The sequence below is a fragment of the Pseudomonas sp. PAGU 2196 genome (genome assembly GCF_022179005.1).
Lineage (GTDB): Bacteria > Pseudomonadota > Gammaproteobacteria > Pseudomonadales > Pseudomonadaceae > Aquipseudomonas > Aquipseudomonas kermanshahensis.
In genome coordinates, this window is record NZ_BNTL01000050.1 from 1 (window position 1) to 14,356 (window position 14,356).

Consider the following 14,356-nt stretch of genomic DNA (forward strand, 5'->3'; position numbering starts at 1 on the left):
ACATTTGTTTCGGGCCAGTCATGTCTGTGAAGGCGGCGCGCGACCGCCTTGTGTGTTCGACACGATAGCGCGCCATGCACCTGTAGAAGCAGCCTTGTGCTGCGAAGCGCCGCGCGGGCGGCGCTCGATCTCGACAGCGCCGCAAACCTCAACCCGATCACCTCAAACCATCATCTCAATCCTTGATCAACCCCCGTAACGCCGCCTTGGCCTCAGGCGTACGCAGGCATTCGATAAACAACTGGCTCTCCCGCTCCACAGTGGCCTCCAGCTCCGCGCGCCCTCCATCCTTGAGCAGGCGCTTGCTAATACGCAGCGCCTCTTGCGGGTAACTTTGCAGCCGCCGCGCCAGTTGCCGGGCGGCCGCCATGCACTGTTGGCCATCTTCATGCAGCTCACTGGCCAAGCCCCAGGCTACCGCCTGCTCACCCTCAAGCAACGCGTTGCCCATCAGCAAGCGGGCGGCGCGGGCGTGCCCGAGCATGCGCGGCAGCAGCAGGCTGGAGCCGAACTCCGGGCATACCCCCAACGGCGCAAACGGCATGCGCAGCTTGGCCGTGCGGCTGACCAGCACCTGGTCGCAATGCAGCAGCAGGGTGGCGCCGATGCCGATCGCCGCGCCACTGACGGCAGCGATCAGGGGTTTATCCAGGCCCATCACAATGCGCATCAGGCGGAACACCGGGCTGTCCCTGTCGCTGGGCGGGTTGTCGAGGAAATCGCGCAGGTCATTGCCGGCGCTGAAGCAGTGGGGGCCGCCCGTGATCAGCACCGCATCAACGTGCGGGTCTTCGCCCGCCGCCAGCAGCAGGTCGCCAAACTGGCGGTACATGGCGATGTTCAGGGCATTGAGCTTGTCGGGGCGGTTGAAGGTCAGGGTCAGCAGGCCCTGGTCCAGGTCGCGTGTGATCAGGTCGTTCATGGCAGCCGCTTTTGTTGTTGTGGTCAGGCCCGGCAACAGGGTGCACACCGGGCATTGGCCAGTAGGGTTTATCATGGCGCTCGGCTTGCTGTACAGTCGTTCAGCCCAGTCTACTGCCCGAGAATCGCCGATGAGCCAGGAAGCCCGCTACCACCGCATGCTGCCGGAATTGCGCAAAGCCAACCTGGTCGAGGCGACCTTGGTGTGCCTTAAGCGACATGGTTTTCAGGGGGCTTCGATCCGCAAGATTTCCGCCGAGGCGGGGGTTTCGGTGGGGTTGATCAGCCACCATTACGCGGGCAAGGACGAACTGGTGGCCGAAGCTTACATGGCGGTCACCGGGCGGGTCATGGGCCTGCTGCGCGAAGCCATGGCCCAGGCCGCGCCCACGGCCCGCGAACGGCTGTCGGCGTTCTTCCGTGCCTCGTTTTGCGCCGAACTGCTCGACCCGCAACTGCTCGATGCCTGGCTGGCGTTCTGGGGCGCGGTGAAGACCGCCGATGCGATCAACCAGGTGCACGACCATTCCTACGGTGAGTACCGCAACGAGTTGAGCCGGCTGCTCGCCACGCTGGCGGTGGAAGAGGGCTGGCAGGGCTTTGACGCCGACCTGGCGGCGATCAGCCTGAGCGCGTTGCTCGATGGCTTGTGGCTGGAGTCGGGCCTCAACCCGGGCACCTTTACGCCGGCCCAGGGCGTGCAGATCTGCGAGGCCTGGGTGGATGGTTTGCAGGCCGGTGGTCGGCAACGCTTCAGCCTGCCCAAGGGCTGTTGATCGCCTGTTCAGTAACGAGTAGGCTGCTGTCGCGAGTGTGTAGAACAAACCAATAAAAAAAGAGACTTCACGCAATGACGCCTCGGGTATTGATCGTCGATGACGATCCGCTTATTCGTGACTTGCTACAGGCCTATCTGTCCCAGGAAGGCTATGACGTGCACTGCGCCGACACCGCAGAAAAGGCCGAGGCATTGCTCGGCAGCCAGGACGTCGACTTGGTGCTGCTGGACATTCGCCTGCCCGGCAAGGACGGCCTGACCCTGACCCGCGAGCTGCGGGTGCGCTCGGAAGTCGGCATCATCCTCATCACCGGGCGCAATGACGACATCGACCGCATCGTCGGCCTGGAGTGCGGCGCCGACGACTACATCATGAAACCGCTCAACCCCCGCGAGCTGGTGTCCCGCGCCAAGAACCTGATTCGCCGCGTACGCCATGCCCGCGAGGTGCACCCGGCGCCCGCCTGCGCGCACTCGCTCAAGCAATTTGCCGACTGGGCACTGGACACTGACCGTCGACGCCTGATCGACCCGCGTGGCGGGCAAACGCTGCTGACCCATGGCGAGTTCCAACTGCTCAGCGTCTTCCTGCGCAACAGCGGCCACACCCTGAGCCGCGACCAGTTGATGGACCAGATCCGCAACCGTGAGTGGGTACCCAACGACCGCTCCATCGACGTGCTGGTCGGCCGCCTGCGCCGCAAGCTGCATGACGACCCGGCCGAGCCGCAGCTGATCATCACCATTCATGGCACCGGCTACCTGTTCACCGCCAGCGTGGCCGCGTGAGCACCCTGCGCCGCCTGCTGGCGCTGGCGTTGCTGGTACCAGGCTTGCCAGCAGCGGCGGCTGATCCGGTGCGCTACTGCGACTACCCCGTGTACCCGCCGATTTCCTGGAGCGATGGCCACCAGGTGCGCGGCCTGGCGCCGACGGTGGTGCGGGAGCTGTTTGCGCGCATGGGCCGAGAGGTGCAAACCGTGGTGCTGGGCAATTGGAAGCGCTGCCTGATGGACGCTGCCGCCGGGCGGGTGGACGTGGTGCTCGCCTACGACAGCGACCAACGTGACCAAGGCATGCGTTTTTCGTCGGTACCGGTGATACGTGAAGAGGTGGCGGTGTTTTTCAATCGCCGCCGGCCCGTGCAGTTTCAGCACCTGGAAGACTTGGCCGGGTACCGTGGCGGCTTGCTCTACGGTGAAAGCTACGGCGCCGACTTCGACCGTTTTGTCGCGCGCCACCAGAACATCGAGCGGGTGTCGTCCAGCCAGCAGAACTTCGGCAAGCTGATCCGTGGGCGCATCGACTTCGTGATCCAGGAGCGGCGTACCGGCGAGCTGTTCATCGAGCACCTGCCCGGCGCCGAAGACATCGGCGCCTTGCCGGCCGCGCTGAGCGTGGACTACCTGCGCGTGGCGGTATCGCGCCAGTCCTCCCTGAGCCAGCACATGGACGAGATCGACCACCAGTTGCGGCGCATGCACGAAGCTGGCGAGATCGACCGCTGGCTGGAGCAGAGCGAAGTGACCTACCGCGACATGATCAACCTGCCGGCGGATGCCCGATGATCCGCCTGCGCACCGACGGCCTGTTGCGCCGCCTGCTGCTGTTTATCCTGCTGTTCAGCCTGTGCTTCACGGTGCTGGCCAGTTCCGTGCAGCTGTATTTCGAGTACCGCCGCGAGATGCGCGACATCGAGGCGCGCATGGCGTTGATCCGCGCGGGTTACCTGGCCAGCTTGGAGCGCAGCTTGTGGGACCTCGACGAAGCGCAACTGGATGTTCAATTGCGTGGCCTGGTGGACTTTTCAGATGTGGCGCGGGTACGCCTGCTCAGCGATGACTTCACCCTGTTGCGCGGTGAAGCCGAGCCTAAGGGGCCACTGCGCATCGAGCGTTTTCCGCTGGATTACCAGCCACCGTCGGGGCCGGCACGGCACCTTGGCGAGCTGGAGGTGAGCATCGACCTGGGCGCGGTGCACCGGCGGCTGTATGCCACGGGCCTGGCCAGCCTGTTGTGGATGGGGGTGTTTCTGTGTGGCCTGGCGGTCGCGTTGTCTGGCTTGTTCTACCGCTTGGTGACGCGCCATTTGCAAGTCATGGCCGAGTTTGCCCGGCGTATCGGGGCCGGGCACTGGCAGGAGCCGCTGCGGCTGGATCGCCGCCGTTCGGCGCATGCCGATGAAATCGACACCGTGGCACATGCACTGGACGACATGCGCCGGGCCATCCTCAGCGACATCGAGCGCCGCGAGCTCGACCGCGTGGCCCTGCAGGACAAGCGTGACGAGCTGCAGGCCATGGTCGAGCGGCGTACCGCGAGCCTAGCCCGGGCCAAGGATGAGGCCGAAGCTGCCAACCTGGCCAAGTCACGCTTCTTGGCGACCATGAGCCATGAGCTGCGCACGCCGCTCAATGGCATCCTCGGCATGGCCGAACTGCTCCGTGGCGCCAGGCTCGATGCGCTCGACCGGCAACGCCTACAGGCTTTGTACAAGGCGGGCGAAGGGCTGTTGGCCATTCTTAACGAGGTGCTTTGCTTTGCCCGTCTCGAAGAGGGCGAGAGCCAGGCCGAAATGCTCGGTTTCTCACTGCGCCAGTTGTGCACGGAGGTGCTGGCATTGCTCGAACCGATGGCCTTGGAACGCGGCGACACCCTGCACGTGAAGGTCGATGAGCAACTGGCGGCGCATCAGCATGGCGCCGAGCAGTACCTGCGCCAGGTACTGAGCAACCTGCTGGCCAACGCCATCAAGTTCACCGCGCACGGCCAGGTCGAACTCAGGGTGCAGGTGCTGGCCAGCGATCAGAACGGGCAGCGCCTGCGCGTGTCGGTCAGTGACAATGGCATTGGCATCGAACCGGCCATGCAGGCGAAGATTTTTGACCGCTTCGTGCAGGCCAGCGAAGCGGTGGCCCGGCGCTATGGTGGCACTGGCCTGGGCCTGGCGATCTGCAAGCACCTGGTGGAAAAACTTGGCGGCCGCATCGGCCTGAACAGCGTGCCGGGGCAGGGCAGTTGCTTCTGGTTCGAGCTCGACATGGCGCGTGGGCAGCCTGCCGTTGCCCATGAGCCGGCCTGCTCGGCGTGGGCCAGCCTGAGTATCCTGGTGGTCGAGGACGTGGCGTTGAACCGTGAGGTGGCGGGTGGTTTGCTGGTGCGCGATGGCCACCAGGTGTGCTTTGCCGAGGATGCCGAGCAAGCCCTGCAAGCCTGTGCCCAGCAGCGCTTCGACCTGATCCTGCTGGATGTGCACCTGCCCGGTTTGAGCGGGATCGAGTTGTGCCGGCGCATCCGCGCCACCCCAGGGCCAAACCGTGGCAGCCGGATCCTGGCGCTGACTGCCGGGGTGCAACCGGCGCAAGTCCCCGATTACCTGGAGGCAGGCATGCAGGGGGTGCTGGCCAAACCGCTGCGCCTGGAGCACCTGCGCCAGGCCCTGGCCGAGGTTGCGCCTGCCCCGGTGGCTGCACCTGGCTCGGGCATGGACTGGTCACTGCTGCAAACCCACCGCAGCTTGCTGGGCGAGCAGAAGTTGCAGGCGCTGCTGGCAGTGCTGCGCCAATCGATCGAGCAGCACGCCACGGCGCTGGCCGAAGCCTTGCAGGCACGCGACTGCGCTGCAGTGTCGCACCTGGCGCACCGCCTGGCGGGCAGTTGCGATTCCCTCGGCTTTGCTGGCCTGGCTGGCGTGTTGCGCCGCCTCGAAGACGCCGCCCAAGGCCAAGATGAACAGGCGCTGCTGGCGCTCAGCGAGCCACTAGCGGCACAGCTGGAACAGGCCCGCGCCACCCTGAAACAGTTGATCCAGAGCTGACGTACAAAAAACTTACGACTTTTTACATCTTTGATCGGTTCGTACAACGGCACCTTACATCCGTTTCCAATAATCGATGGCAACCGTGTTGCACGCGGTCCATGAGGCTTATTGGAGATAACAATAATGACATGCCGTAGCGCTCAGCCCCTCCTTGAACGATCGTTTTGCACCCCCTGCTACAGCGGGGTGAACCATGACTGACACCCATGAAGGCAAAATCCAACTGACCCGCGCGCTGAAAAGCCGGCACATCTTCATGCTGTCGCTGGGCGGCGTGATCGGCACCGGCCTGTTCATGGGCTCGGGCGTCACCATCAACCAGGGCGGGCCGGTGGGGGCGATCCTGGCCTACCTGGTGGCGGGGCTGTTGATGTACCTGGTGATGGTCTGCCTGGGCGAGCTGTCGGTGCAGATGCCGGTTTCTGGTTCGTTCCAGGCCCATGCCACCAAGTTCATCGGCCCAGCCACGGGCTTCATGATTGGCTGGGTGTACTGGATGAGTTGGGCCACCACGGTGGGCCTGGAGTTCACCGCTGCGGGCATGCTGATGACCCGCTGGTTCCCCGAGGTGCCAATCTGGTATTGGTCGGCGTTGTTCGTGGTTGTGCTGTTCGGCCTCAATGCCCTGGCTACACGGGCCTTTGGCGAAGCGGAGTACTGGTTCTCGGGGATCAAGGTGGCGACCATCCTCGGCTTTATCGTGGTCGGCCTGCTGGTGATCTTCGGCGCCATCCCGCTGAACAACGGGGCGCCGGCACCGATGCTGAACAACCTGGTGGGCGAGTCGCTGTTCCCCCATGGCCTGTCGGCGGTGTTCGCGGTGATGATGACCGTGGTGTATGCCTTCCAGGGCTGTGAAATCATGGGCGTGGCGGCCGGTGAGACCGAGCACCCGGAAAAGAGCATCCCCCGGGCCGTGCGCAACGTGGTGTTCCGCGTGCTGATCTTTTATGTGCTGGCGATTGCCGTGCTGTCGGCCATCGTGCCGTTCGAGCAGGCCGGGTTGATGGAAAGCCCGTTCGTGCAGGTGTTCGACATGGTCGGCATTCCCTATGCGGCCGACCTGATGAACTTCGTCATCCTCACCGCCATCCTGTCGGTGGGTAACTCCGGGCTGTATGCCTCCACGCGCATCCTCTGGGCCATGTCCAAGAGCGGCATGGCACCCAAGAGCCTGTCGCCGCTGAGCAAGCGCGGCGTGCCACTGCGTGCTCTGAGCATCACCCTGTGCTTTGCCCTGGTGTCGCTGATGACCAGCTTCGTGGCTGCCGACACCTTGTTCATGGTGTTGATGGCCGTGAGCGGCATGTCCGGCACTGTGACCTGGATCGTCATCGCCCTGGCGCAGTACCGGTTCCGCAAGGCGTACCTGCGTGATGGCGGGCAACTGCAGGACCTCAAGTACAAGGCGCCGCTGTACCCCTTGGTGCCGCTGCTGTGCATCACCCTGTGCTGTTCGCTGTTCGTGTTTCTGGCCATCGATGAGACCCAGCGGCCGTCGTTGTACTGGGGCTTTGGTTTCATTGCCCTGTGCTATGCGGCGTATTACGGGGTGAACCGCCGGCGGCAAGGGGCCTTTGCGCCGAGCGCGCCTGGCGTTTGACGCCGCTTGTTGGGGGCAGCTTTCTGCTGCGAAGAGGCCGGTGCAGGCATCGACATTGTTTTGAGCCTGCACTGGCCTCTTCGCAGCACAAGGCTGCTTCTACAAGGGAAGCGCCAGGGTTGTGATCCGAGTTGTGCAAAGTTGTAACAACCCATCCCGCCTTGTTGAACACTCGTTTAGTATCACCTTCATCACGTCCTCCACCCCAATAACAACAGCGAGGCCTCCCATGACCACCCCGTCATCGTCAGTGTTGAGCAAGGTCGAAGCCGGCGTTGCCTGGCTCACCCTCAACCGCCCCGAGCAGCGCAACGCACTGGACATTCCCACCCTCAAGCAACTGCATGCCCTGCTCGACACCTGCAACAGCGACCCCGCCGTCCGTGTGGTGGTGCTGACCGGCAGCGGGCGCAGCTTCTGTGCCGGCGCCGACCTGGCGGAATGGGCCGAGGCTGAGGCCCGTGGGGCACTGGAAAGCTACGGCTGGACCGAGACCGCCCACGCCCTGATGCTGCGCCTGCACAGCCTCGACAAACCGACCCTGGCCGCCATCAACGGCACCGCCGTCGGCGGCGGCATGGACCTGAGCCTGTGCTGTGACCTGCGCATCGCTGCTGCCTCGGCACGCTTCAAAGCCGGATACACCAGCATGGCCTACAGCCCCGATGCCGGCGCCAGCTGGCACTTGCCACGGCTGATTGGCAGCGAGCAGGCCAAACGCCTGTTGTTCCTCGACGAACTGTGGGGCGCCGAACGGGCCTTGGCGGCAGGGCTGGTGAGCGAGGTCTGCGCCGACGAGCAATTGCCTGCGGTGGCCGCTGAACTGGCGGGCCGCCTGGCCAACGGCCCGACCTTCGCCTACGCGCAGGCCAAGCGGCTGATCCGCGAAGGCGCCCAGCGCACCCTGGCCGAGCAACTCGAAGCCGAGCGCCAGGCCGGTTTGCTATGCGGGCGCAGCCAGGACGGCGCCGAGGCGCTCAAGGCCTCGGTAGAACGGCGCCCAGCACACTTCGTCGGCCAATAACCCGTTACCTCTTCAGGACCTTCGCAGATGAATTTCCAACTGACCCAAGAACAAGAAATGTTGGTGGATGCGGTACGCAGCTTCGTGGCCAAGGAACTGCTGCCCCATGAAGAAGCGGTAGACCGTGCCGACGCGGTATCGCCGGAACTGGCTGCGCAGATCCGCGGCAAGGCCATCGCCGCCGGGTTCTATGCCTTCAACATGCCTGAAGAAGTCGGCGGCGGTGGCCTCGATTACCTGTCCCAAGCGCTGATCGAGCGCGAGTTGTCCAAGGTTTCCTGGGCGCTGCACGTGTTTGTCGCACGTCCGTCGAAGATCCTCATGGCCTGCAAGGACCAGCAGATCACCGACTACCTGCTGCCGTGCGTGCAGGGCGAAAAGACCGATTGCTTCGCCCTTACCGAGCCTGGCGCGGGTTCTGACGCCAACGCCATCAAGACCCGCGCCGTGCGCCAGGGCGATGACTTCGTGATCAACGGCAGCAAACACTTCATCAGCCACGCCGGGCATGCCGACTTCGCCATCGTCTTCGCGGTGACCGACACCTACGAGCACAACGGGCGCAAACGCAATGCGGTCACCGCCTTGCTGGTCGACCGGGACACCCCCGGCATGATCATCCGCCGCGGGCCCAAGTGCGTGAGTAACCGCGGCTACCACACCTACGAGCTGTTCTTCGACGACTGCCGGGTGCCAGCCAGCAACGTGCTGGGCGAAGTCGGCAAAGGCTGGGAGGTGGCCAACGCCTGGCTTACCGCTGGCCGGGTGATGGTCGCCGCCAACTGCGTCGGCCAGGCCCAGCGAGCACTGGACGCATCGCTGCAGTGGGCCGCTGACCGCAAGCAATTTGGCCAGCCCATCGGCAGCTACCAGGGTGTGTCGTTCAAGCTGGCGGACATGGCCACGCAGATCCGCGCCGCCGAACTGCTCACCCTGCACACCGCCTGGAAGATGGACCAGGGCAGCATGACCGATGGCGAGGCGGGCATGGCCAAGCTGTTTGCCAGCGAAGTGCTGGGCAAGGTCGCTGACGAAGCCGTGCAGATTTTTGGCGGCATGGGCCTGATGGATGAGGGGCCGGTCGAGCGCATCTGGCGCAACGCCCGCATCGAGCGGATCTGGGAGGGCACGTCGGAAATCCAGCGGCACATCATTTCCCGTGAGCTGCTGCGCCCGTTGCTGCGCTGATCGACCTGGAGACTCAGCATGTCGCATTCCAATCGTGACAACCTCAAGCGCCTGCTGGCCCCACGGCACCTGGCCTTCGTGGGCGGGCGTAGCATGGCCCGTGCCCTCAAGCGCTGTGCCGAAGGTGGCTTTGCCGGCCCGCTGTGGCTGGTCAACCCGCAACACGCGAGCCTGGAGGGCATCCCCTGCGTGGCGCGGGTGGCAGACCTACCATGCGCCCCAGACGCGGTGTTCATCGCCACCCACCGTGAACTGACCCTGCAGTGTGTCGCGGAACTGGCCGCCATCGGTGCCGGTGGCGCCATCTGCTACGCCTCAGGCTTCGCCGAAAGCGGTGAACAAGGCCGCCTGTTGCAGCAGCGCCTGCTTGAGGCCGCCGGCAGCATGGCCTTGCTTGGTCCCAACTGTTATGGCCTGCTCGACTACTTGCACGGCGCGGCCCTGTGGCCGGTGGCCCATGGCGGCAAGCAGGTGGAGCAGGGCGTGGCGATCCTGACCCAGAGCGGCAATTTTGCCTACAACCTGTCCATGAGCGACCGCTCGCTGCCGGTGGCCTACATGGCATCGGTCGGCAACCAGGCGCAGTTGGGCGTGGCCGAGTTGATGGACGTGCTGCTCGACGACCCACGGGTGACTGCTATCGGCTTGCACCTTGAGGGCCTGAAAAACGTGCCGGGCTTTGCCCGTGCCGCCTACAAGGCACTGCAACAGGGCACCCCGATCATTGCCCTGAAAACCGGCGTGTCGCAGATCGGCGCTGAACTGGCGCTCAGCCACACCAGTTCGCTGTCAGGCTCCGATGCCCTGTACGACAGCCTGTTCCAGCGCCTGGGTGTGATCCGCGTGAGTGGCCCGGTGAGCTTCGTCGAGACCCTCAAGGCTGCCGCCTGTGGCCGTTTGCCGGCCGGCGACCGGCTGATCGCCCTGGCCTGTTCGGGCGGCGATGCGGGCTTGATTGCCGACTACGCCGAGCGCAACCAGTTGCGCTTGCCCGCGCTGGCGCCAGGGCAGGTGCGGGCACTGGCCCAGGTACTTCCGGCCTACGCCAACCTGGTCAATCCGCTGGACTTCACAACAGCGATCTGGGGCGATGAAGTGGCCCTGCAACAGATGCTCGACAGCACCCTGGGCGCTGACACCGATGCCGCCATGCTGGTGCTCGACTACCCCGCAGCGTTCACCGGTGAGCGCAAGGAATGCGACCTGTTGCTGGCGCTTTACTGCGACGCCCTGGCGCGCCACGGCAAGATCGGCTTCGTCACCTCGGCGTTCCCCGAGCTGTTGCCAGCCTCGGCCCGTGAGCGCCTGCATGCCCATGGCATCGCCGCGCTGCAAGGCGTAGAAGATGGCCTGGCAGCGTGGGGGCGGATCGTGGCCTATCAGCGCAACCGCCAGCGGCTGCTGGAACAGGGCGAGGCGGCGCAGGTGCCGCTGTGCCCACGGCCCCTCGCAGGTGAAAGCCGCCTGCTGGACGAATGGCAGTCCAAGCAGGCCCTGAGTGCGTTTGGCCTGCCGGTGCCAGGCGGGGTGCTGAGTACCCCGGAGCACGCGCTAAACGATGCCACCCGCGTTGGCTACCCGCTGGTGCTCAAGGCGGTCAGTGCGCAGTTGCCGCACAAGACCGAAGCCGGTGCGGTGGCGTTGAACCTGCGTGATGGCGCAGCGCTGCAGGCCGCCCTGGCGCAGATGCGCCAGCGCATCGACGCCTATGCGCCGGGGGTGGCGTTCGACCAGGTCTTGCTCGAACCCATGGCGCCGCCGCCCTTGGCCGAGTTGATCGTCGGCATCAAGCGTGAAAACGACTTTGCCCTGGCCTTGGTGATCGGGGCGGGCGGTGTGCTGGTGGAGCTGCTCAAAGACAGCGTCAGCCTGTTGCTGCCCACCACCGACAGCGCCATTCGCGCAGCACTGCTTGGCCTGCGCAGCGCCAGCCTGCTGCAGGGTTTTCGGGGTCGCCCGGCTGCCGACCTGGATGCCCTGGTGGCGGCGATCCGCGCGGTGGCCGACTACGCCTGCGAAAACGCCGGGCAGCTGCTGGAACTGGATGTGAACCCATTGATGGTCGGTGCCCACGGCACCACCGCGGTCGATGCGCTGATCCGCCTCGGCCAGCCCCAAGGAGATCAGCATGAATGAGCACTCGATGACCGCCGGCCAGGCGCTGGTACGGCTGCTGGCCAACTATGGGGTGGATACCGTGTTCGGCATCCCAGGGGTGCATACCCTGGAGCTGTACCGCGGCTTGCCCGGCAGTGGCATCCGCCATGTGCTGACGCGGCATGAGCAGGGCGCGGGCTTCATGGCCGATGGTTACGCCCGGGTCAGCGGCAGGCCGGGCGTGTGTTTTGTCATCACCGGCCCAGGCGTGACCAATGCCGCCACTGCCATCGGCCAGGCCTATGCCGACTCGATCCCGTTGCTGGTGATATCCAGCGTCAACCACACCGCCAGCCTGGGCAAAGGTTGGGGCTGCCTGCACGAAACCCAGGACCAGCGCGCCATGACCGCGCCGATCACGGCGTTCTCCGCCCTGGCACTGAGCGCTGAAGACCTGCCCGAGCTGATTGCCCGTGCCTGGGCGGTGTTCGACAGCGAACGCCCGCGCCCGGTGCACATCTCGGTCCCGCTGGACGTGCTGGCCGCGCCGGTTGCCCGCGACTGGAGCGACGCGGTGGTACGTCGCCCTGGGCGCGGCCAGCCCGACCGGGGCACGCTGGAGCAGGCCGCGCTGAAACTGGCCGCAGCGAAACGGCCAATGATCATCGCCGGCGGTGGCGCACTGCAGGCCGCTGCGCAACTCGAACAGTTGAGCACTCGCTTGGCAGCGCCGCTGTTCACCAGCGTCGCCGGCAAGGGCCTGCTGCCGCCTGGGGCGCCATTGAATGCGGGTTCTAGCCTGTGCGTCACGCCGGGCTGGCAGATGATCAGCGAAGCCGATGTGGTGTTGGCGGTGGGTACCGAAATGGCCGATACCGACTTCTGGCGCGAGCGCCTGCCGCTCACGGGTGAGTTGCTGCGAGTCGACATCGACCCACGCAAGTTCAACGATTTTTACCCGTGCGCGGTGGCCTTGCACGGCGATGCTCGACAGACCCTCGACGGTTTGCTGGCGCACCTGTCCGAGGTCGAGCGCGACCCTTGCCAGGCCATCGAAGCGGTGGCCGGCCTGCGCCAGGCCATTCGCACCGGGCACGCACCGTTGCAGGCCATCCACCAGGCCATTCTCGACCGCATCGACGCGGTGCTGCCAGACGACGCCTTCATCAGCAGCGACATGACCCAACTGGCCTACACCGGCAACTACGCCTTTGCCAGCCGGGCGCCGCGCAGCTGGTTGCACCCCACCGGTTACGGCACCCTCGGCTATGGCTTGCCGGCGGGTATCGGCGGCATGCTCGCCACTGACCATCGCCCCGGACTGGTGCTGGTGGGCGACGGCGGTTTCCTCTATACCGCCCAGGAACTGGCCACCGCGGTCGAGGAACTGGACCGGCCGTTGGTGGTATTGCTGTGGAACAATGACGCCCTTGGCCAGATCCGCGACGATATGCTCGGCCTGGATATCGAACCGGTCGGCGTACTGCCACGCAACCCTGATTTCATCGGCCTGGCCCGTGCGTTTGGCTGCGCGGTGCGTCAGCCACGTGACCTGGATGCCTTGCAGGCTGACCTGGCCGAGGGCTTCGCCACGCCAGGCGTGACCTTTATCGAACTCAAACATACCTGCGTCTGCTGACCGCAGCGCATCGTCCATAACAAGAGAAACCACCATGCAATTTCGCCGTACGCTCCTCGCTGCCTCCCTGGCCCTGCTGATCACTGGCCAAGCCCCGCTGTATGCCGCGCCGCCGCTGTCGATGGACAACGGCAGCAACGCGCTGACCGTGCAAAACAGCAACGCCTGGGTCGAGATCAGTGCCGGTGCCTTGCAACACAACATTCGCACCCTGCAAGCGGAGCTGGGTGGCAAGTCCAAGCTGTGCGCCGTGCTCAAGGCAGACGCCTACGGCCACGGTATTGGCCTGGTGATGCCGTCGGTGATCGCCCTTGGCGTACCTTGCGTGGCGGTCGCCAGCAACGAGGAAGCCCGTGTGGTGCGGGCCAGCGGCTTCACCGGGCAATTGGTGCGGGTACGCCTGGCCAGCCTGAGCGAGCTGGAAGATGCCCTGCAATACGACATGGAAGAGCTGGTCGGCAGCGCCGAGTTCGCCCGCCAGGCCGATGCCATCGCCGAGCGCCATGGCAAGACCTTGCGCATTCACCTGGCGCTCAACTCCAGCGGCATGAGCCGTAACGGCGTGGAAATGGCCAGCTGGAGCGGGCGAGGTGAGGCACTGCAGATCACCGACCAGAAGCACCTCAAGCTGGTGGCGTTGATGACCCACTTCGCCGTTGAAGACAAGGATGACGTGCGCAAGGGCTTGGCAGCGTTCAACGAGCAGGCCGACTGGTTGATCAAACATGCCAAGCTCGACCGCCGCCAACTGACCCTGCACGCCGCCAACTCCTTCGCCACCCTGGAGGTGCCGGAAGCACGCCTGGACATGGTGCGCACCGGCGGTGCGCTGTTCGGCGACACCGTGCCCGAGCGTACCGAGTACAAGCGTGCCATGCAGTTCAAGTCGCGAGTGGCGGCGGTGCACAGCTACCCGGCTGGCAACACTGTCGGCTATGACCGCACCTTCACCCTGGCGCGCGACTCGCGCCTGGCCAATATCACCGTCGGCTATTCCGATGGCTACCGCCGGGTGTTCACCAACAAGGGCCATGTGCTGATCAACGGCCACCGCGTGCCGGTGGTGGGCAAGGTATCGATGAACACCTTGATGGTCGATGTCACCGACTTCCCAGACGTCAAGAACGGCAACGAAGTGGTGCTGTTCGGCAAACAGGCCGGTAGCGAGATTACCCAGGGCGAGATGGAGGAAATCAACGGCGCATTACTGGCCGACCTCTACACCGTGTGGGGCAGCTCGAACCCCAAGATTCTCGTCGATTGACCGCATTTGAAGGGAGACTGCC

The 14,356-nt window shown here is 65.1% G+C and carries 11 protein-coding genes; 10 read left to right on the plus strand and 1 reads right to left on the minus strand.

From position 1 onward, the window contains the following. Positions 1-175 precede the first annotated feature (175 nt). Entirely contained in the window at positions 176-922 is a 747-nt protein-coding gene (locus tag MFF34_RS27460; RefSeq protein ID WP_238217714.1) for an enoyl-CoA hydratase, read from the minus strand. A gap of 130 nt (positions 923-1,052) precedes the next feature. Here MFF34_RS27460 and MFF34_RS27465 point away from each other — a divergent pair, with 130 nt between their 5' ends. From MFF34_RS27465 to alr, 10 genes are all read left to right on the plus strand, one after another. Beyond that, positions 1,053-1,697 (plus strand): TetR family transcriptional regulator C-terminal domain-containing protein, encoded by a 645-nt coding sequence (locus MFF34_RS27465; RefSeq protein WP_027593676.1) that lies wholly within the window; start codon positions 1,053-1,055, stop codon positions 1,695-1,697. 74 nt (positions 1,698-1,771) lie between these two features. Continuing rightward, on the plus strand, positions 1,772-2,488 hold the full coding sequence (locus tag MFF34_RS27470; RefSeq protein ID WP_186704223.1) for a response regulator: 717 nt from the start codon (positions 1,772-1,774) through the stop codon (positions 2,486-2,488). Positions 2,489-2,493: 5 nt separating this feature from the next. Then, positions 2,494-3,267 carry an ABC transporter substrate-binding protein gene (locus tag MFF34_RS27475; protein WP_238217763.1) on the plus strand — a complete coding sequence of 258 codons (774 nt, stop codon included), beginning with the start codon at positions 2,494-2,496 and terminating at the stop codon, positions 3,265-3,267. Then, positions 3,264-5,516, plus strand: a complete 2,253-nt coding sequence (locus MFF34_RS27480) for an ATP-binding protein (RefSeq protein WP_238217717.1) — start codon at positions 3,264-3,266, stop codon at positions 5,514-5,516. Before MFF34_RS27475 ends, MFF34_RS27480 begins: the two co-directional genes overlap by 4 nt. 196 nt (positions 5,517-5,712) lie before the next feature. After that, complete coding sequence (locus tag MFF34_RS27485; RefSeq protein WP_027593672.1) at positions 5,713-7,122, plus strand: amino acid permease; 1,410 nt, start codon at positions 5,713-5,715, stop codon at positions 7,120-7,122. A 229-nt stretch (positions 7,123-7,351) separates the two neighbouring features. Then, positions 7,352-8,146, plus strand: coding sequence for an enoyl-CoA hydratase/isomerase family protein (locus MFF34_RS27490; protein ID WP_238217719.1), 795 nt, complete (start codon positions 7,352-7,354; stop codon positions 8,144-8,146). Positions 8,147-8,173: 27 nt separating this feature from the next. After that, entirely contained in the window at positions 8,174-9,334 is a 1,161-nt protein-coding gene (locus MFF34_RS27495) for an acyl-CoA dehydrogenase family protein (RefSeq protein ID WP_238217721.1), read from the plus strand. A gap of 18 nt (positions 9,335-9,352) precedes the next feature. Further along, on the plus strand, positions 9,353-11,470 hold the full coding sequence (locus tag MFF34_RS27500; RefSeq protein ID WP_238217723.1) for an acetate--CoA ligase family protein: 2,118 nt from the start codon (positions 9,353-9,355) through the stop codon (positions 11,468-11,470). Further along, the gene (locus tag MFF34_RS27505) at positions 11,463-13,070 is read left to right on the plus strand and encodes a 5-guanidino-2-oxopentanoate decarboxylase (RefSeq protein WP_238217725.1); all 1,608 of its coding nucleotides are present in this window, start codon (positions 11,463-11,465) and stop codon (positions 13,068-13,070) included. The genes MFF34_RS27500 and MFF34_RS27505 overlap by 8 nt, the downstream gene beginning before the upstream one ends. Before the next feature lie 34 nt (positions 13,071-13,104). Next, positions 13,105-14,334, plus strand: a complete 1,230-nt coding sequence (gene alr, locus MFF34_RS27510) for an alanine racemase (protein WP_238217727.1) — start codon at positions 13,105-13,107, stop codon at positions 14,332-14,334. Positions 14,335-14,356: the final 22 nt, after the last annotated feature.

Coding starts and splice junctions, on each gene's coding strand:
- MFF34_RS27460 (WP_238217714.1), bottom strand. CDS start 922: ATGAACGACCTGATCACACGCGACCTGGACCAGGGCCTGCTGACCCTG.
- MFF34_RS27465 (WP_027593676.1), top strand. CDS start 1,053: ATGAGCCAGGAAGCCCGCTACCACCGCATGCTGCCGGAATTGCGCAAA.
- MFF34_RS27470 (WP_186704223.1), top strand. CDS start 1,772: ATGACGCCTCGGGTATTGATCGTCGATGACGATCCGCTTATTCGTGAC.
- MFF34_RS27480 (WP_238217717.1), top strand. CDS start 3,264: ATGATCCGCCTGCGCACCGACGGCCTGTTGCGCCGCCTGCTGCTGTTT.
- MFF34_RS27485 (WP_027593672.1), top strand. CDS start 5,713: ATGACTGACACCCATGAAGGCAAAATCCAACTGACCCGCGCGCTGAAA.
- MFF34_RS27490 (WP_238217719.1), top strand. CDS start 7,352: ATGACCACCCCGTCATCGTCAGTGTTGAGCAAGGTCGAAGCCGGCGTT.
- MFF34_RS27495 (WP_238217721.1), top strand. CDS start 8,174: ATGAATTTCCAACTGACCCAAGAACAAGAAATGTTGGTGGATGCGGTA.
- MFF34_RS27500 (WP_238217723.1), top strand. CDS start 9,353: ATGTCGCATTCCAATCGTGACAACCTCAAGCGCCTGCTGGCCCCACGG.
- MFF34_RS27505 (WP_238217725.1), top strand. CDS start 11,463: ATGAATGAGCACTCGATGACCGCCGGCCAGGCGCTGGTACGGCTGCTG.
- alr (WP_238217727.1), top strand. CDS start 13,105: ATGCAATTTCGCCGTACGCTCCTCGCTGCCTCCCTGGCCCTGCTGATC.